This is a genomic window from Mitsuaria sp. MSU3D (genome assembly GCF_056867975.1).
On sequence record NZ_CP200314.1, the window covers coordinates 541,232 to 559,298 of the forward strand.

Consider the following 18,067-nt stretch of genomic DNA (forward strand, 5'->3'; position numbering starts at 1 on the left):
GTTACGAAGTCGGAGCGTCGCTGAGCCTCGCGGGCGTCCCGGGTCTGGACCTTCGCCGGGCGACTTTCAAGCCCGGGATCACCCCATCCGTCGCACGGGGCTGCACGCCTCGCGCGGCGGAGTAGCATGGCTCACCAGCGGCCCCGTCAGAGGTCGCATCGGAGACGGTCATGGGAACGATCCAGGCGATCCATTCGGTCCGCAAGGCGCTGATGCTCGGCGCGGCGTTGCTGGCCGCGCTGGCGGTGACAGGGTGCGCCACGGCGCCCGAGGCCACGCCGCCGATCGAGGCGGCCTCGCTGATCCATGACGAGCTCTTCCCGCCGTCGCGCGACGTGATCGATCCGTCGCAGGTCATGGCGCTGACGCCGAAGATGCGCGAGTTCATCCGCAGCCGCATCCCGAATGCGAGCGCCAACGGCACGACGCTGATGATGGATGCGCGCGACATGCGCCACCTGCTGCTGGATGCGCTCTACAACCGCAACGAGCTCCAGCTGGAGTACGACGCCGAGACCACGCGCACCGCCGCCGAGGCCTTCGACGCCAAGGCCGGCAACTGCCTGTCGCTGGCGATGATGACGGCCGCCTTCGCGCGCGAGATGGGCCTGCCCTTCGTGTTCCGCCAGATCTACGACGAGGAGCAGTGGAGCCGCGTCGGCGACCTGCAGGTCGTCTCCGGCCACGTCAACATCGCGCTGGGCCGGCGCCGGACGGACTTCCGCGTGCTGGGCAACGACGAGCCCTCGCTGGTGGTCGACTTCCTGCCCGGCGCGCAGATCTCGCGCCAGCGCGCGATGCCCATCGACGAGCGCGGCATCGTCGCGATGTACATGAACAACCGCGCCGCGGAGCTGCTGGCGCAGGCCCAGATTGCCCGCGCCTACTGGTGGGCCCGCGCCGCCTGGCTGCACGATCCGCGGATGCTGACGGCGCTCAACACGCTGGGCGTGATCTACCGGCGGCACGGCGACACCGTGCTCGCCGAGCGCGCCTTCCGCCATGTGCTGGCGCATGAGCCGGCCAACGTGCAGTCCATGTCCAACCTGGCCCAGGCGCTGCGCTTCCAGGGTCAGTTCGCCGAGGCGCAGAAGCTCGAGACCCAGCTGGCCCTGCTCCAGCCGTATCCGCCGTTCAAGTTCTTCGACCTCGGCGTGGCCGCGATGAAGGCGGGCGACTACGCCCAGGCGCGCGACCTCTTCGCCAAGGAGATCGACCGCTCGGCCTACTACCACGAGTTCCATTTCTGGATGGCGCTGGCCAACGTGGGATTGGGCAAGTGGGATGTCGTGCGCACGGAACTGGCCAAGGCCCAGGAGTACAGCGTGACCGCGCCGCAGCGGCAGCTCTACGCGGCCAAGCTGGAAAGCCTGAAGGCGAAGATGCAGCCGGCGAAAGTCCAGGTCCGCTAGCCCGCGGCAGCCGCGGGCCGGGGACGCCGGCTTGGGAACTCAGGCGTCGAGCGGCGGCAGGCCGTGACGCGCGCGCGCCCGGGCGCAGGCGTCGTCGCCGATGCCCAAGGGGGAGCGCAGGCCGAAGTCGCGGCACGGCGACGGTCGCCATTCGTAGATGCCGCAGCCGGCGTGCTCGCCGAGCTTTCCCTGCAAGGCGGCGCAACGTGGCCGCGCATGGTCGGTGCCGCGCATCCGGCAGGTCGAGTCCGTGACCTCCACCGTCAGGCCGTCCGGCACCGTGCCGCCTTCGCTGAGCAGCTCCTGGCGTGAGAAGTCGACGCGGAAGCTCGCGCAGCAGGCGCCGCAGCGGGTGCAGGGGTTGTCGGTGAAGGCCGGCATGTCAACGGAGGGCGGGTGAGGGCAGGGCGCCGCGGGAAGGGTTTCAGTTCGACGCCGACGGGCTGATCAGCGTGCTGTCGGGCGCGGGCGTGTCGTCGGGCAGCACGGGTTCGCGCACGACGGTGACGGTGCAGGCGCATTGCGAGACGACCTGCGCCGACACGCTGCCCAGGTAGCGGCGCATCATCGAACTGGCGCGCGCGCCCATCACGACGTGGTCGACGCCGGTCTTCGCGGCGAACTCGATCAACGCATCGGCGGCGTCCGGTGCTTCCAGCACGTGGAAGGTCAGCCGGCCGTCTTCCAGCGCCAGTTCCCGCGTCATCGGATGCGCCCAGTTCTTCAGCGCGATCAGCTGCTGCACGTGATGGCTGCGGCCCTGCGCGTCGGTGAGCTCGTCCATGCCGATGCGGTTGGTCTTCATCACGCCGACGCAGGCCAGGCGCGCGCCGGGCTCGGTCTGCATCAGGCGGCGCACGACCTCGCGCAATTCCTCGAGCAAGGTGGGCGTGGCGCCCAGCACGTCGACGGCGGCCATGATCACGGGGCTGCGCGCGACCTGCGCGCCGACCGAGGCCGGCGCGCGCGGTTCCTCGCCCATCGCCAGGAACCAGCGCTTGAAGCGTCGCACCATGCCGCTGCGCTGCAGCTTGTGCGCGCGGGCGGTCAGGGGCACCGCGTCCGGCCGCTGCAGGTCCAGCGCGAGCTGCGCGGCGCTCTGGTAGCGGCGCTCGGCGCGCACCTCCAGGCAGTGCAGGACGATCTCCTGGAACCACGGCGGCAGCTCGGGCCGGATCGCGCGGGGCGGGATCGGGTCGACGTAGAGCCGGCGCCGCAGCTGCCGCACCGATGTCGGCTGGCCGAAGGGCCGCTCGCCGGTGGAAAGGTGGTACAGCATGACCCCCAACGCGAAGAGGTCGCTGCGCGGATCGTTGCGGACGAACTGGACCTGCTCCGGCGACATGTATGGCCCGGTGCCCATCGGCAGGGAGAATTCCTCCTCCAGCAGGTCGGGCAGGAAGTCGTGCCGCGACAGGCCGAAGTCGACCAGCACCACGGTGCCGTCCGGGCGCAGCAGGATGTTGCTGGGCTTGATGTCGAGGTGGACCAGGTGCTGGCGGTGCAGGTCGGTCAGCGCGTGCGCGACCTGGATGCCGATCTCGACGACCTCCACCAGCGGCAGCGGCGCCTGGTCCAGGCGCGGGCGCAGGCTCTCGGCCTCGATGCGCTCCATGACGATGTAGGCCTGGCGGCGCCAGTCGCCGCGCGCGACGAAGCGCGGCACGTGCGGCCCCTTGAGCGCCGGCATGATCATCTGCTCGACCTCGAAGCCGACGATGCTGGCCGGGTCCTCGCCGCCCTTGATGCGGGGGACCTTCATGATCAGCGGGAAGTCCTCGACGGGATGGACATCGACGGCATGGGCGTCGGCGGGACCTGTCGGGTCCGCCGGATCCTGCCGCCGCACCTGCCAGAGGTTGGCCATGCCGCCCTGGTGAAGCCGCGCCTCGAGCACGAAACCGTCCAGCACCTGGCCGGGTTGCAGCGGCGAGGTGATCGGTACCGGGACTGAAGTGGAAGCGTGCGTCGGGTGGGCGTCGTTCATCGATTCATTGGCACTTCTACCGCCGCTGGCCCTCACCCCCGCCCTCTGCCGGAGGCGGGAGAGGGAGCAAGTGGCCGGCCGTCATCTGCGGTCATCGATCTTCATCGGCCCGCCACCAGGCGTTGCGCGAGCCGGTCCGCCAGGCCGGCGAGCAGGCCGGGCGCGGCGCGCAGCGCGGCGGCGGCGGCTTCCACATCGTAGGGCACGCGCTGGAAGCTGAGTTCCTCGCTGTCGTGGTCGAACAGCGCGTAGGCGGCGGCCGGGTTGCCGTCGCGCGGCTGGCCGCAGGCGCCGGGGATGACGAGCCACTGACGGTTGGGCAGGAGCGGGATCGGCACGCCGGGCTGCGGCTTGAAGTCGCCCGCCTTGCCGGTGCCGGAGAGGTGGTACAGCATCGGCTCGTGCATGTGGCCGCAGAAGGTGTAGCGGCACTCGGTGGCGTGCAGGCTGCGCATCGCCTCCAGCCGGCCCTGCACGTAGGCGAAGCCGGTCGGATCGAACGCGTTGGCGTGCACGTAGAGGCAGTCGTCCTCTTCCTCCGACATCGGCAGCCCGGCCAGGAAGGCCACCTGGTCGTCGGTGAGCCGCGCGCGCGTCCAGGCGATGGCGGCGCGCGCGTCGTCGTTCATCGTGGGGCGGGGGCCCTGCGTCACGCCGAGGTCGTGGTTGCCGGCGACGACGATCGCGCCTTCCGCGCGCAGGGTCCGCACCTGGTCGATCACCCAGCCGGGGTCGCTGCCGTAACCGACGTAGTCTCCCAGGAGGGCGAAATGCCGGGCGCCCTGCCGCCGGGCGTGGTCGAGGACGGACTCGAAGGCTTGCCGGTTGGCGTGCAGGTCGGAGATCAGGGCGGTCTTCATGGAGGCAGCATGGATGCGAGGGGCAAGCATGCCACGCATGGCTGACGTCAACCTTCGCAAGACGGCGAGTGGCGGACGCAAGCCCCCCGAAGCGCAGGGGCACGGCCCCTCCGGATGGGCGATGGATCGGGGGACTCGCGGGTTTGACGCGTTGTGGATGTCCCGGGCTTTGCTAATCTGGCCGACGACATGGGACGCCCAGGAGGCGATGTGGCGAGAGCGCAGCGCCGCCGGCAGTTCCGGCATGGGAGAGAAAGAAGATGAACACGTTGGAATCCGGGCGGCCGGACCCGCGCGAGCGCGGGCGAACGCCGGCGATCGAGCGCTGGGCATGCGTGCCCTGGCGGGGCCGTCTGCCGCTCGTCGCGCGCGCGGCAGGCGGTCTGGCGGTGGGGTTGATGCTCGCGTCGGTGACCGGCGCCGCGCGGGCGGACTGCTCGCGACCGATCCGGGTGCCGATGGCACCGATCGGCATGAGCGTGGTGACCTCGGGCGGCGAGGTCAGCGGGGTCTATCCGGACCTGCTGCGCAAGGTGTCGGCGGAGACCGGCTGCCAGTTCGATTTCGTCGTCGTGCCGCGGGCGCGGGTCGAGGCGATGTTCGCCGGCAGCGGCGCGGACGTGCTGGTGCCGGCGACGCGCACCTCCCAGCGGGACTTGCACGGCGACTTCATTCCGATGATGAAGGCGCGGGCGATGCTGATCTCGATCTCGTCGGATCGCGCGCCGGTCGAGAGCCTGACCGAGCTCGGCGAGCGGCGGGAGTTGCGCGTGGCGGTGGTGCGCGGCTTCGACTACGGCGAGCCCTACCAGCAGTTGCTGAGGACGTTGAAGGCGCAGCGCCGACTGGTCGTGGAAGCGGATCCGGCGGCGGTGGTGCGCACGCTGGAGCGCAACCTGGCGGACGTGACGGTGATGGCGCCGTCGATCCTGGCGGGCACCCTGCTGCAGGACTCGAAGACGCGGCCGCTGCTGGACCGTCTGCGCCTGGAGGCGATGGCGGAGCTCACCTGGACCGACAGCGGGATCTACCTGTCACGGCACCTGCCGGCGAAGGACCGCGAGGTGCTGAGCGACGCGCTGGAGCGGAACTCACGCTCCGGCACCGTCTGGAAGACGCTGCAGAAGCATTACCCGGCCGGGTCGTATGAAGACGGCCTGAAGGCGATCGTCGTGCCGAAGTAGCGCAGCGATCGCCGCGTCATGGAACAAGGCCCGCGCTCGGCGGGCCTTGTCGTCTCGGGGGCGGGGCAGGGTGCTCAGCCGATGCGTCCGAGCAGCAGGTACTCCATCAGCGCCTTCTGCACGTGCATGCGGTTCTCGGCCTCGTCCCAGACCACCGACTGCGGGCCGTCGATCACGTCGGCCGCCACCTCTTCGCCGCGGTGCGCTGGCAGGCAGTGCATGAACAGCGCGTCCGGCTTGGCCTGCGCCATCATGTCCTTGTCCACACACCAGTCCGCGAACGCCGTGCGGCGCGCCTCATTCTCGGCCTCGTAGCCCATGCTGGTCCACACGTCCGTCGTCACCAGGTCCGCGTCGCGGCAGGCTTCCTTCGGGTCCTTGAAGACCTTGTAGCAGCGCGTGTCCTTGATGCCGGCGACCGCCGGGTCGATCTCGTAGCCGCTGGGCGTGCTGACGTGCACGGTGAAGCCCAGGATCTCCGCCGCCTGCAACCAGGTGTTGGCCATGTTGTTGCCGTCGCCGACCCAGGCCACCACGCGTCCCTTCAGGCAGTCCATGTCGATCGCGCCGCGTCGGTCCATGCCGCGCTGCTCGATGAAGGTGAACAGGTCCGCCAGGATCTGGCAGGGGTGGTACTCGTTGGTCAGCCCGTTGATGACCGGCACCCGCGAGTGCGCGGCGAAGCGCTCCAGCTTGGTCTGCTCGTAGGTCCGGATCATCACGATGTCGACCATGCGGCTGATCACGCGCGCGCTGTCCTCGATCGGCTCGGCGCGGCCCAACTGGCTGTCGCCGGTGGTCAGGTGCACCACCGAGCCGCCCATCTGGTACATGCCCGCCTCGAAGCTCACGCGGGTCCGCGTGGAGGCCTTCTCGAAGATCATCGCCAGCGTGCGGTCCTGCAGCGGCTGGTACTTCTCGTAGTTCTTGAAGCGTCGCTTGATCGTCGCCGCCCGTTCGAACAGGTGGGTGTACTCCTCCGCGCGCAGGTCCTTGAACTGCAGGTAATGACGCATGAGCGTGTTCCCCGGCTTCATGGCGCGGACGCCGGGGCGGCCAGGAAGGCCTTCACCAGCGGCACCAGACGCGCGGCGATCTCGGCCGCTTCCGCGCTCGTGAGGATCAGCGGCGGGACCAGGCGGATGACCTTGTCGGCGGTCACGCTCAGCAGCAGGCCCGCCTCCATCGCCTGCGTCAGCAGCACGCCGCAGGGGCGGTCGAGTTCGATGCCGATCATCAGGCCGTGGCCGCGCACCTCGACCAGGCCCGCTTCGCCCGCCAGACCGTGCTCGATCGCGGCCTTCAGCTCGGCGCCGACGGTCGCGGCATTGGCCAGCAGGCCGTCCTCTTCCATCACCGTCAGTGTCTCGACGCCCGCGCGCATCGCCAGCGGATTGCCGCCGAAGGTGGTGCCGTGGTTGCCCGGTCCGAAGACCTTGGCGGCCTTGTCGCCGCACACCACCGCGCCGATGGGCACGCCCGAGCCCAGGCCCTTGGCCAGCGGCATCACGTCCGGCACGATGCCGGCCCACTGGTGCGCGAACCACTTGCCGGTGCGGCCGATGCCGCATTGCACCTCGTCCAGCATCAGCAGCAGGTCGTGCTCGTCGCACAGCTTGCGCAGGTCCTTCAGGAAGTCGATGTGGGCGGGGTTGATGCCGCCTTCGCCCTGGATGGTCTCCAGGAAGATCGCGGTCACGTTCGGGTGCTCGGCGATGGCCTGGCGGATCGCCGCGATGTCGTTCAGCGGCACGCGGACGAAGCCCGGCACCAGCGGGCCGAAGCCCGCCTGCACCTTCGGGTTGCCGGTCGCGGACAGCGTCGCGATCGAGCGGCCATGGAAGGCCTTCTCGAACACGATGACCTCGGGGCTCTCGTTGCCGCGGTCGTGGCCGTACTTGCGCGCGATCTTGAGCGCGGCCTCGTTGGCCTCCAGGCCGGAGTTGCAGAAGAAGGCGTTGGTCAGCCCCGACAGCGCGCAGAGCTTGGCCGCGAGCTGCTCCTGCAGCGGGACGTGGTAGTAGTTGCTCGTGTGGATGAGCTTGCCCACCTGGTCCCGCAAGGCCGCCACCAGCTTCGGATGGTTGTGTCCGAGCGTGTTGACGGCGATCCCGCCGAGGCCGTCCAGGTATCGTCGGCCGGCCGTATCCCAGACCCAGGCGCCTTCGCCGTGCGACAGGGCGATCGGCAGGCGGCCGTAGGTGTGCATCACATGGGGTTCGGTCGGGGCGGCGAACGAGGAGTCCGGGGCGTTCATCAAGTCTCCAAAACGTGGGAGGGGTGGGGGAATCATCTCCAGGAAGGCGCCCGGCAATCCCGGTCCGGGACCGGGGTTGCGGGAGCCGATCGATTCTACGGGTCGACCCTGGCGGGTGAGGAGATTCCTCCTGCACAGCCAGACAAGCCGCGCTGACCAGCGGGCGAGCAGAAGCCCACCTGTGCTGCGGCGCAACACATCCAGGGCACAATAGCGTTTTTGCCGGGACGCGTGAGACCGTAGCCAATGACTGAGCAGCCCAAGCCGCGAGAAGTGTTCATCCAGGGGATCACCACGGATGGCCGCACCTTCCGCCCGAGCGACTGGGCCGAACGTCTGGCTGGGGCCATGTCCTGCTTCCGTCCCGGCGGCACCCGCAGCGGCCGCGACGCCTACCTCGGCTACTCGCCCTACTGCGTGCCGCGCGTCATCGACGGCATCAAGTGCGTGATCGTCAACGAGGCGCTGAAGTCCGTCGAACCGATGGCCTGGGAGTTCGTCATGAACTTCGCCCGTGACAACAAGCTGCAGGTCGTCGACGCCTGCCTGCTGCCCGGCGATCGGGAATCCGGCAAGGCCTGAAGCGCTGGAGGCCCGCTGGCCCGTTCGGGCCATCGCCGGCCCGCGTCCTTGCGACTACGCTGCCGGGTTCGCCGCGACCTCCCCACCGGGCTCCCTGGACATGGCCGTCTTCACCGCCGACGCGGGCTCCCGGGCCGCGGCCGTCCTGCCGGAAATGCAGCAGTTGCTGCGCCTGATCGACCAGGGCGGGTCGATGCTGCAGGCCCGCGAACTCGCGACCGTGAGCACCGTCGGCGGCCCGCTGCCGGTGATCGGCGTGACCCTGGGCAATCCTGATCCCGCGGTGCCCGCGCTCGGTTTCATCGGTGGGGTCCACGGCCTGGAGCGCATCGGCGCGCAGGTGGTGCTGGCCTACCTCGGCAGCCTGGTGCGCCGGCTGCGCTGGGACCTCAGCCTGCATCAGCAGCTCGAGTCGCTGCGGCTCGTGTTCCTGCCGGTCGTCAATCCGGGTGGCGTGCTGGCCGGGTCGCGCGCGAATCCGCAGGGCGTCGACCTGATGCGCAACGCGCCGCAGGACGCCGACCGCGGCGTGCCCTTCCTGGTCGGCGGGCATCGCCTGTCCCCGCATCTGCCGTATTACCGCGGGCTGACCGGCGCGCCGCTGCAGGTCGAGAGCGACGCGCTGTGCCGATTCGTCCGCGAGGAACTGCTGGGGCGGCCGATCTCCGTGGCCATCGACTTCCACAGCGGTTTCGGCCTGCGCGACCGCATCTGGTTCCCCTATGCGCGCACGCGCCGTCCAATGCATCACCTCGCCGAGATCCACGCGCTGTGCGAGGTGCTCGATCAATGCCTGTCCCCGCATCCCTACGTGATGGAGCCGCAGAGCCGGCACTACCTGACCCACGGCGACCTGTGGGACCACCTCTACGACGAGTCCCTCTCCCTTGATCGGGGGATCTTCCTGCCGATGACGCTCGAAATGGGGTCATGGCTGTGGGTGAAGAAAAACCCGCGCCAGCTACTCTCCCGGCACGGCATGTTCAACCCGCTGATCGCACATCGACAGCAGCGTGTGTTGCGACGGCACATGGCCTGGATGGACTTCATGACACGTGCGACGCAGAGCGCGTTGCGGTGGTTGCCAGGACCGGACACAAGAATCGATCACGGGGAGCAGGCGTTGATTCGCTGGTATCGGAGGACCGCTCGATGAGCGTCCACACCTGGGTGCTGCTGCGCGGCTTGACCCGCGAGAGCGGCCATTGGGGGGACTTCCCCGCGCGCCTGCTGCGCGCGTTGCGGGTGCAGCAGCCGGACGCCCGGCTGGAACTGCTCGACCTGCCCGGCAATGGCGACAAGCATCGGCAGAGCAGTCCGACCCATGTCGACGCGATGATGGAGGCTTGCCGTGCGGAATTGCGTCGTCGCGGCGTTCCCCCGCCGTATCAGGTGCTGGCGATGTCGCTGGGTGCCATGGTCGCCAGCGAATGGGCGTCGCGCCATCCGCGCGAGCTCGACGGCATCGTGCTCATCAACACCAGCCTGAGGCCCTTCAGCGCCTTCTTCCGGCGGCTGAGGCCGTCGAACTACTGGTCATTGCTGTTGCTCAGCCTGACGCGGCTGAGCCTGCGCCAGCGCGAGGCTAAGGTGCTGCAGATGACGACGCGGATGCAGCGTCAGCCGGACCAGGTGATCGACGACTGGGTCTCGATCCAGCGCCAGCACCCGGTGCGACGCCGCAATGCGCTGCGGCAGCTGCTGGCGGCGGCGCGTTACCGCGCCAGCCTGGCCAAGCCCGAGCCGCCGATGCTGCTGCTGTGCAGCCAGGGGGACTCGCTGGTCGACTGGCGCTGCTCGCAGGCCATCAGCCGGGCGTGGGGTGCGCCGCTGCGGCTGCACCGGCACGCGGGGCACGACCTGCCGCTCGATGACGGGGAGTGGGTGGCGCGCAACGTCGTGGACTGGCTCCACGTGCGCGAGGTCGTCGGACAGATCACGACGCCGATGCCGCTCTGAGCCCAACGAAAAAGCCCGCCGATTGGCGGGCTTTCCGTGCACCAGAGCTGGACTTTGCTATCAGGCGGCGAGCGCCTTGATCTTCGAAGACAGGCGGCTCTTGTGGCGAGCAGCCTTGTTCTTGTGGAAGATGCCCTTGTCGGCGACCGAGTCGATCACGGGCTGGGCGGTCTTGAACAGGTCGGCGGCCTTAGCCTTGTCACCCGTGACGATCGCCTTTTGCACGTTCTTGATGACCGTGCGGAACTTCGAACGCAGCGCCGAGTTGGCGGCGTTCAGCTTGACGTCTTGACGTGCGCGCTTGCGGCCCGAGGCCAGACGCACGGTTTTCTTCTTGGCTTTGGAAGAGCTTGCCATTGTCTTATTGGTCCAGTTGGTGCAAAGACGGCGAGTATAGCAGCCAGGATTGGAAAAACCAAACCCGAGGTATGGCGTCCGCGGCGGGCCACCCATAATGCGCGGTCGTTCGCCGGGGCTCGATGCCCCAGGGGAATTGTTCCACGCACCGTTTCCGTGCTGCCTTCGTAGAGCCTCCGCGCCGTCGCCTGAATGAACCTGCTCCGCACCGCCTCCGTCGTTTCGGTCTTCACGCTGCTGTCGCGCATCACGGGGCTGGTCCGCGAACAGATGGTGGCGGGGCTGTTCGGCGCCAACGCGATGACCGACGCCTACAACGTGGCGTTCCGCATTCCCAACATGCTGCGGCGGCTCTTCGCCGAGGGCGCGTTCTCGCAGGCCTTCGTGCCGTCGCTGGCCGCCGCGCGCGCCAAGGACGGCGACGAGGCGACGCGCCACCTGATCGACGCCGTCGCGACCGTGCTGCTGTGGGCGCTGCTGGCGACCTGCGTCATCGGCGTGATCGGCGCCCCGGTGCTGGTCTGGACGCTGGGAGCGGGGTTGTCCCGGGATGCGCACGAGGCCGCCGTCGTGATGACGCGGTGGATGTTCCCGTACATCGGCTTCATGTCGCTCGTGGCGTTGTCGGCCGGCATCCTGAATACCTGGAAACGCTTCATCGTGCCGGCGGTGACGCCGGTGCTGCTGAACCTCGCTTCGCTGGCCTGCGGCTACGGCCTGACACCCGTGCTGGCGCGCCACGGCTATGAGCCGATCTACTCGCTGGCGCTCGGCGTCATGATCGGCGGCATCCTGCAACTGGCCGTGCAGGTGCCGGCGCTGCGCCGCATCGGCCTGATGCCGCGTTTCGCGCTGAACTTCTCCGGCCTGCGCCGCGCCGCCGGCGACGAAGGCGTGCGCCAGGTGTTGCGCAAGATGGGCCCGGCGCTGCTGGGCGTCGGCGTGGCCCAGCTCTCGCTGCTGATCAACACGCAGATCGCGATCGCGGTGGGCGAGGGCGCCGCCTCCTGGCTGACCTACGCGGACCGGCTGATGGAGTTCCCGATCGCGCTGCTCGGCGTCGCGCTGGGCGTCGTGCTGACGCCGCAGCTGGCGGCCAGCACGGCCAAGGGCGAGACGGAGAAGTACTCGGGCCTGCTCGACTGGGGCCTGCGCCTGACCCTGCTGCTGGCGCTGCCCTGCGCGGTCGCGCTGCTGGTCTTCGCCGAGCCGCTGGTGGCGGTGCTCTACCAGCGCGGCGCCTTCCGGGCGGAGGACGTCGCCCATACCGCGCACGCCGTGATGGGCTACGGGCTGGGCCTGATGGGGCTGGTGTCGATCAAGGTGCTGGCGCCTGGTTTCTACGCCCGTCAGGACATGCGCACGCCGGTGCGCATCGCCGTCGGCGTGTTGATCCTGACGCAGGTGTTCAACGCGATCTTCGTCTTCGGATTCAAGATCGGCGTCGCGGGCCTGTCGCTGTCGATCGGCCTGGGCGCCGTCGTCAATGCGCTGCTGCTGCTGCGTGGCCTGCGCAAGCTCGGCACCTACGCGCCGGAAGCCGGCTGGATGCTGTTCCTGCTGCGCGTGCTGATCGCCAGCGCCGCGATGGGCGCGCTGCAATGGTGGCTGGCCGGGCATGTCGCCTGGGTCGGCGGCAAGGGCTTCCACTTCGAGCTGGCGCGCGCCGGCTGGATGGCGCTGAGTCTCGGCGCCTCGGCCCTGCTGTACTTCGGCGTGCTGCTGCTGCTGGGCGTGAAGCTGCGCCAGTTCGCTCGCCGGGCCTGAACCCGGGGGCGTCGTCGCCGGTTTCCGGCGGCGGCGGTGGGCGTAGACTCGGGCGCATGAGTTCGCCTTTGCAGTGGACGGTGCCGTCGGCGCTGGACTATTTCTCGACGCTGGTTGCCGACGACGACACGCTGAACCTGGCCGAAGCCGCCACGGCGATCGCGCTCGACGAGGTGCCCCGGCTGGACGTGCAGCAGGTGATGGCCGAGCTGGACCGTCTCGGCGAACGGCTGCGCCACCGTCTGCCCGCCGATGCGCCGCCCAGCCACCGGCTGCGCATGCTCAACCAGTACTTCCACGGCGAACTCGGCTTCGCGGGCAACGTCAACGACTACTACGCCGTCGGCAACAGCTACCTCCACCAGGTGCTCGCCACGCGTCGCGGCATTCCAATCTCGCTGGCGATCATCTACATGGAGCTGGCCTCGCACGTCGGCCTGCAGGTCAAGGGCGTCAGCTTCCCCGGCCATTTCCTGATGAAGCTGCGCCTGCCGCAGGGCGAGGTCGTGCTGGACCCGTTCAGCGGACGTTCGCTGGGGCGTGGCGAACTCGACGAGTTCCTCAGCCCCTGGCGCGAGCGTGCCGGCCTGATGCCGCAGGAGCCGATGTCGCTGGATGCCTTCCTGGGCACGGCGGCGCCGCGGCAGATCCTGGCGCGCATGTTGCGCAACCTCAAGCAGATCCACATGGACCAGCAGGACCTGCCCCGGCTGCTGGCGGTCCAGCGCAAACTCGTGGCGCTGCTGCCCGACGATCGCGGGGAGCGCGCGGAGCTCGAGCAGAGTCTGCAGCAGCTGCGCGATGCGGGTGGCGGACCCGCCACCCTCCATTGAGGGTGCACGACGGGGGAGGGGCGCCGGGCGACGCATAGAATCCCCCTCTTCCTGAGGGTGTGACCTCCCTGTTGCCGACCTCCGCGTCGCCGACGTCGCCCCGCCATCCAACGCTGAAGTGGTTTGAAGCAGATCCCGCTGTCGCTCGGTCCCGAGCCCGACTACACCTTTGACACGCTCCTCACCGGTGCCAACACCGCGGCCCTCACGCATGTGCTGGCGCTGGGGACTGGCTCGCCGCCGGTGTTCCTGTGGGGGCCGCCCGGCAGCGGCAAGACGCACCTGCTGCGCGCGCTCGCGCGCCACTGGCAGCAGGCCGGCGCGCAGGTCGGCTGGTACGACGCCGACACCCCGCTGCCCTGGGAACTGCCCACCCACCCCAGCCTGCTGCTGCTCGACGACGCTCAGCGCTTCGACCCCGGCCAGCAGCATGCGGCCTTCGCGCTATTCGTCGAGGCGGCCACGCTGGGGCTGGCGGTCGTCTCGACCGGTACCGCGCCGCCGGTGGACCTGGACCTGCGCGAGGACCTGCGCACCCGGCTCGGCTGGGGCCCGACCTTCGCGCTGCAGCCCCTGTCCGAGGCCGAGGTGCGCGCCGTGCTGCGCCGCGAGGCCGATCGGCGCGGCATCGCGCTGACCGACGACGTCATCGACTACCTGCTCACCCGCTACGCCCGCGACCTCAAGCACCTGATGACGCTGCTGGACGGGCTGGACGAATTCGCCATGGCCAGCAAGCGGGCGGTCACCGTGCCGCTGCTGCGCCAGATGCTCGCCGACCAGGGGGCGCACGCCTGAGGGCGCGACGCCGCCGGTTGCTTCGCTTTCAAGATCTTTCAAGGATTTCGACGTGGACCTGACCCTGTTCGACCTCGACGGCACGCTGATCCCGCAGGACTCGGACCACGCCTTCGGCAGCTACATGGTGGAGATCGGCTGGGCCGACGGCGCCGCCTGGGCCGCCCGCAACGACGGGTTCTACGCCGACTACCAGCGCGGGAACCTCGACCTGGACGAGTACGTCGAGTTCGCCACCTCGGTCTGGCGCGCCCGCCCGCTGGCCGAGGCCGAGGCGGCCCGCGCCGATTTCATGGCCCGGATCATCGCGCCGATGTTGCGCGACAATGCGCGCGCACTCGTGCAGCGCCACCTGGACGCCGGGGATCTGGTGGTCGTGGTGACGGCGACCAACGAATTCGTGACCGCGCCGATCGCCAAGGCCTTCGGCATCGACCACCTGATCGCCGTGCAGCTGGAGCGCGACGCGACCGGGTCGTTCACCGGGCGCGTGCACGGAACTCCGTCCTTCCAGGCGGGCAAGATCGTGCGCGTGAACGAATGGCTGGCGGCGCAGGGGCGCCGCTGGGAGGATTTCGAGCGCGTGCATTTCTACAGCGACTCGATGAATGACCTGCCGCTGCTGGATCGGGTCAGCCATCCGGTGGCGACCAACCCCACCTCGGCCCTCGAGGCGCTGGCGCGCGAGCGCGGCTGGCCGATACTGAAGCTGTTCGAATGATCAAGAAATTCATCAACAAGTTGTTGGGCAAGCCCGAAAGTACCGCCACGCCCCTGGGCAAGCGCGTGGAGATCGGCGCGGAGGAACACCGCATCGATCCGGCCCTGCTCGACGAGCGTGGCGTCAAGGTCGTCAAGGGACTGACCGACGCGGGCTACGAGGCCTTCATCGTCGGCGGCGCCGTGCGCGACCTGCTGCTGGGCCGCCGGCCCAAGGACTTCGACGTCGCCACCGACGCCACGCCGGAACAGGTGAAGAACCAGTTCCGACGCGCCTTCATCATCGGTCGGCGCTTCCGCATCGTCCACGTGGTCTACGGCCGCGGCCGCGAGCACGAGGTGATCGAGGTCTCGACCTTCCGGGCGCTGCTCAAGGAAGACGACGCCGAACAGGTGCAGGGCAACGAGAAGACGTCCAAGGGCGCGCTGGAGGGCAAGTCGCACGTCGTCGACGCGTCCGGTCGCGTGCTGCGCGACAACGTCTGGGGCCCGCAGATCGAGGATGCCGCGCGACGCGACTTCACCGTCAACGCGATGTACTACAACCCGGAGCGCGAGCTGGTGGTCGACTACCACGGCGGTCTGGCCGACGCCCGCAAGAAGGTGCTGCGGATGATCGGCGACCCCGAGACCCGCTACCGAGAGGACCCGGTCCGCATCCTGCGCGCCGTGCGCTTCGCCGCGAAGCTGGGCTTCACGATCGAGCCCAAGACCCGCGCGCCGATCGCCGTCATGGCGCCGCTGCTCGCGAACGTGCCGCTGTCGCGGATGTTCGACGAGATGATCAAGCTGCTGCAGACCGGCCACGCGCTGGCCAGCATCGACGAGCTGCGCAAGCAGGGCCTGGCGCGCGGCGTGTTCCCGATCCTGGACGCGGTGCTCGACAAGGACGGCGCGCTGCCGGACAACGTGCACGGCAAGTTCGTCCGCCTGGCGCTGGAAGACACCGACAAGCGGGTCGAAGAAGGCCGCTCGGTGGCGCCGAGCTTCATGCTCGCCTGCATGCTGTGGGGCGAAGTCCAGCAGCGCTGGACGCGCCTGATCGACGGCGGCGAAGGCGCGGTGGCGGCGCTGCAGCAGGCGATCGACCTGGTCTTCGACGCGCGCGTCGGGGACATCTCCGGTCGCGGCAAGCTCGCGGCGGACATGCGCGAAATCTGGATGATGCAGCCGCGCTTCGAGCGCCGCACCGGCAGCGGTCCGCACCGGCTGATCGAGCAGCCGCGCTACCGCGCCGGCTTCGATTTCCTGGCGCTGCGCGCCGAGGCGGGCGAGATCGATCCGGCCTTGGCCGACTGGTGGGAAGACTTCGCGCTGGGCACCGAGGACGAGCGTCGTGCGCTCCTCGAGCTGGCGCGCGAGACGCAGCGCCAGGGCGGTCCGCGCAGCAAGCCCAAGGCGGGTGGCGGCCGTGTCCACTCGGTGCCGCGCGGTGCGGTGAGCACGCCCTCGACGATGCCTGTCAGCGGTGAATCGGCGGCCGCGCTGCCGATCGATGCCGAAGCGGTCGACGCCGCGGAAGGCGAGGGCGGCGTGGGCCACCCCGCCAAGAAGCGCCGCCGTCGTCGCAAGCCGAAGGCGGCAGGCGGCGCGGGTCCGGCGGACACCGCCCCGTCCAACGACGAATGACCACGGCCTACGTCGGGCTGGGCGCCAACCTCGGCGAGTTGCGGCACACGCTCGAGGCGGCGCTCGCCGACCTGGCCGACGTGAAGGATCTGACCCTGGAGGCTGTCTCCTCCGCCTGGCGCAGCGCGCCGGTCGGCTGCGAAGGGCCCGACTTCCTGAACGCGGTCGCCCGCGTGACGACCACACTGCCGCCGCTGACGCTGCTCGCGGCACTGCAGGCCATCGAGTTGCGCCATGGGCGCGAACGGCCGTTCGTCAACGCGCCGCGGACACTCGACCTGGACCTGCTGCTCTACGGTGACCAGACCGTCGACCTGGATCGGCTCATCGTCCCGCATCCGCGGCTGCATCAGCGCGCCTTCGTGCTGCGCCCGCTGCTGGAGCTGGCTCCGACGCTGGACGCGCCGGGCCTTGGTAGACTGGCAGGCTACCTGCCGTCGGTCGCCGATCAGGTGGTCGAACGCGAGGACGCGCCCTTGCGCCTTCGCCGTCCCTGACGAGTCGAATCAACGTCCAAGCCTTTCGGGAGCTCGCCCCATGTTCGCAAGCGCCGCCGGCTGGCAGACGATCGTCCTGCTGACGCTGTCCAACGTGTTCATGACCTTCGCGTGGTACGGCCACCTGAAGGACCTGGCGGCGCGCCCCTGGTATGTCGCGGCGCTGATCAGCTGGGGCATCGCGCTGTTCGAGTACCTGCTGCAGGTGCCGGCCAACCGGATCGGCTACCAGGGCGGCTTCACGCTGGCGCAGCTCAAGATCACGCAGGAAGTGATCACGCTGGCGGTGTTCGTGCCCTTCTCGATGTTCTTCATGAACCAGCCGTTCAAGACGGACTACCTCTGGGCCGGTCTGTGCCTGATGGGGGCCGTCTACTTCATCTTCCGCAGCTGAAATTCCCGTCCCCCGGCGGGGCGAGGCAGACCCGCAGACGTCGGGGTGTGCGCAGGCCGTGGCTCCAACGGGCCATGGGGCGGCTACACTCGCGGGTTTTCCGTGACACGGAAATGAATCAATTGTGACGATCCGGCGCGGATCGCACGGCGCGGAGCCTCCCCCATGTTTTTCGGCAAGCTGCTGCCCCGAGAGGGCAATTTCTTCGAACTGTTCAATGAGCACGGCACGCAGATCGTCGAAGGCGCGCGCGCCTTCATGCTCATGATCCAGAACTACAACGACCTGACGCTGCGCGAGAAATACGCCGCCGAGGTGGACAAGGCCGAGCACCACGCCGACCGCGTCACCGCCGAGGTGAACCGGCTGCTGCATCGCACCTTCATCACGCCGATCGACCGCGAGCAGATCCACGGCCTGATCAACGCGATGGACGACATCCTGGACCTGCTGCAGGACTCCAGCGAGACGATGCAGCTCTACGACGTGCGCTCCATCCCCGAGGAGGTGCTGCGCCTGGGCGAGCTGTCGGCCAAGTGCTGCGAACGCGTCAAGCACGCCGTGACGCTGCTGCCCAAGCTGAGCGAGCCCAAGACCGCCGAAGCCGCCATCAAGGCCTGCGAGGAGATCGACAAGCTCGAGTCCGACGCCGACCGCGTGATGCGCGCCGCGATGTCCAAGCTGTTCCGCGAGCAGGAGGACGTGCGCGAGCTGATCAAGCTCAAGGCGATCTACGAGCAGCTGGAATCGATCTCCGACCGCTGCGAGGACGTCGCCAACCTGATCGAGGGCATCGTCCTCGAGAATTCCTGACCCGGTCCCGGAGCGTCT

Annotated in this window: 19 protein-coding genes; 13 read left to right on the plus strand and 6 right to left on the minus strand. The window is 69.2% G+C overall.

What is annotated here, in order from left to right; all coding sequences use genetic code 11:
* The first annotated feature begins 170 nt into the window (after positions 1–170).
* The gene (locus AC1VNM_RS02460; RefSeq protein ID WP_483105748.1) at positions 171–1,412 is read left to right on the plus strand and encodes a tetratricopeptide repeat protein; all 1,242 of its coding nucleotides are present in this window, start codon (positions 171–173) and stop codon (positions 1,410–1,412) included.
* Between the two features lie 39 nt (positions 1,413–1,451).
* Here AC1VNM_RS02460 and AC1VNM_RS02465 read toward each other — a convergent pair whose 3' ends face one another.
* The 3 genes from AC1VNM_RS02465 to AC1VNM_RS02475 form a co-directional block, all read right to left on the minus strand.
* Positions 1,452–1,793 (minus strand): YkgJ family cysteine cluster protein, encoded by a 342-nt coding sequence (locus AC1VNM_RS02465; protein ID WP_431102582.1) that lies wholly within the window; start codon positions 1,791–1,793, stop codon positions 1,452–1,454.
* Positions 1,794–1,836: 43 nt separating this feature from the next.
* On the minus strand, positions 1,837–3,399 hold the full coding sequence (locus AC1VNM_RS02470; RefSeq protein ID WP_377156084.1) for a serine/threonine protein kinase: 1,563 nt from the start codon (positions 3,397–3,399) through the stop codon (positions 1,837–1,839).
* Positions 3,400–3,500: 101 nt separating this feature from the next.
* Positions 3,501–4,259 (minus strand): metallophosphoesterase family protein, encoded by a 759-nt coding sequence (locus AC1VNM_RS02475; protein WP_483105749.1) that lies wholly within the window; start codon positions 4,257–4,259, stop codon positions 3,501–3,503.
* A 260-nt stretch (positions 4,260–4,519) separates the two neighbouring features.
* On the opposite strand from AC1VNM_RS02475, the gene AC1VNM_RS02480 reads away from it, so the two are divergent.
* Positions 4,520–5,443, plus strand: a complete 924-nt coding sequence (locus AC1VNM_RS02480; RefSeq protein ID WP_377156082.1) for a substrate-binding periplasmic protein — start codon at positions 4,520–4,522, stop codon at positions 5,441–5,443.
* Positions 5,444–5,517: 74 nt separating this feature from the next.
* On the opposite strand, the gene argF is transcribed toward AC1VNM_RS02480, so the two are convergent.
* Both argF and AC1VNM_RS02490 read right to left on the minus strand, forming a co-directional pair.
* Positions 5,518–6,480 (minus strand): ornithine carbamoyltransferase, encoded by a 963-nt coding sequence (argF, locus tag AC1VNM_RS02485; RefSeq protein ID WP_431102586.1) that lies wholly within the window; start codon positions 6,478–6,480, stop codon positions 5,518–5,520.
* Positions 6,477–7,700 carry an acetylornithine/succinylornithine family transaminase gene (locus AC1VNM_RS02490; protein WP_483105750.1) on the minus strand — a complete coding sequence of 408 codons (1,224 nt, stop codon included), beginning with the start codon at positions 7,698–7,700 and terminating at the stop codon, positions 6,477–6,479. The genes argF and AC1VNM_RS02490 overlap by 4 nt, the downstream gene beginning before the upstream one ends.
* A 246-nt stretch (positions 7,701–7,946) precedes the next feature.
* Between AC1VNM_RS02490 and AC1VNM_RS02495 the strand changes: the two genes are divergently transcribed.
* From AC1VNM_RS02495 to AC1VNM_RS02505, 3 genes are all read left to right on the plus strand, one after another.
* The gene (locus AC1VNM_RS02495) at positions 7,947–8,282 is read left to right on the plus strand and encodes a DUF3579 domain-containing protein (protein ID WP_377156079.1); all 336 of its coding nucleotides are present in this window, start codon (positions 7,947–7,949) and stop codon (positions 8,280–8,282) included.
* Positions 8,283–8,382: 100 nt separating this feature from the next.
* Entirely contained in the window at positions 8,383–9,438 is a 1,056-nt protein-coding gene (locus AC1VNM_RS02500; protein WP_483105751.1) for a M14 family zinc carboxypeptidase, read from the plus strand.
* Positions 9,435–10,241 carry an alpha/beta fold hydrolase gene (locus AC1VNM_RS02505; RefSeq protein ID WP_377156076.1) on the plus strand — a complete coding sequence of 269 codons (807 nt, stop codon included), beginning with the start codon at positions 9,435–9,437 and terminating at the stop codon, positions 10,239–10,241. Before AC1VNM_RS02500 ends, AC1VNM_RS02505 begins: the two co-directional genes overlap by 4 nt.
* 60 nt (positions 10,242–10,301) lie before the next feature.
* Here AC1VNM_RS02505 and rpsT read toward each other — a convergent pair whose 3' ends face one another.
* Positions 10,302–10,598 (minus strand): 30S ribosomal protein S20, encoded by a 297-nt coding sequence (gene rpsT / locus AC1VNM_RS02510; RefSeq protein WP_067269869.1) that lies wholly within the window; start codon positions 10,596–10,598, stop codon positions 10,302–10,304.
* Positions 10,599–10,790: 192 nt separating this feature from the next.
* Here rpsT and murJ point away from each other — a divergent pair, with 192 nt between their 5' ends.
* The 8 genes from murJ to AC1VNM_RS02550 all read left to right on the plus strand — a co-directional run bounded on the left by murJ (position 10,791) and on the right by AC1VNM_RS02550 (position 18,049).
* The gene (gene murJ / locus AC1VNM_RS02515; RefSeq protein ID WP_483105752.1) at positions 10,791–12,365 is read left to right on the plus strand and encodes a murein biosynthesis integral membrane protein MurJ; all 1,575 of its coding nucleotides are present in this window, start codon (positions 10,791–10,793) and stop codon (positions 12,363–12,365) included.
* A gap of 56 nt (positions 12,366–12,421) precedes the next feature.
* Entirely contained in the window at positions 12,422–13,198 is a 777-nt protein-coding gene (locus AC1VNM_RS02520) for a SirB1 family protein (RefSeq protein ID WP_377156073.1), read from the plus strand.
* Between the two features lie 123 nt (positions 13,199–13,321).
* The gene (hda, locus tag AC1VNM_RS02525; RefSeq protein ID WP_377156071.1) at positions 13,322–13,996 is read left to right on the plus strand and encodes a DnaA regulatory inactivator Hda; all 675 of its coding nucleotides are present in this window, start codon (positions 13,322–13,324) and stop codon (positions 13,994–13,996) included.
* Between the two features lie 52 nt (positions 13,997–14,048).
* A complete protein-coding gene (locus AC1VNM_RS02530) occupies positions 14,049–14,717 on the plus strand; it encodes a histidinol-phosphatase (protein ID WP_483105753.1) in 669 nt (222 codons plus the stop codon).
* The gene (gene pcnB / locus AC1VNM_RS02535) at positions 14,714–16,345 is read left to right on the plus strand and encodes a polynucleotide adenylyltransferase PcnB (RefSeq protein WP_377156067.1); all 1,632 of its coding nucleotides are present in this window, start codon (positions 14,714–14,716) and stop codon (positions 16,343–16,345) included. The genes AC1VNM_RS02530 and pcnB overlap by 4 nt, the downstream gene beginning before the upstream one ends.
* The gene (gene folK / locus AC1VNM_RS02540) at positions 16,342–16,842 is read left to right on the plus strand and encodes a 2-amino-4-hydroxy-6-hydroxymethyldihydropteridine diphosphokinase (protein ID WP_483105754.1); all 501 of its coding nucleotides are present in this window, start codon (positions 16,342–16,344) and stop codon (positions 16,840–16,842) included. The genes pcnB and folK overlap by 4 nt, the downstream gene beginning before the upstream one ends.
* A 40-nt stretch (positions 16,843–16,882) precedes the next feature.
* Positions 16,883–17,236, plus strand: a complete 354-nt coding sequence (locus tag AC1VNM_RS02545) for a DMT family protein (RefSeq protein WP_483105755.1) — start codon at positions 16,883–16,885, stop codon at positions 17,234–17,236.
* Between the two features lie 165 nt (positions 17,237–17,401).
* Complete coding sequence (locus tag AC1VNM_RS02550) at positions 17,402–18,049, plus strand: DUF47 domain-containing protein (protein WP_297523981.1); 648 nt, start codon at positions 17,402–17,404, stop codon at positions 18,047–18,049.
* Positions 18,050–18,067: the final 18 nt, after the last annotated feature.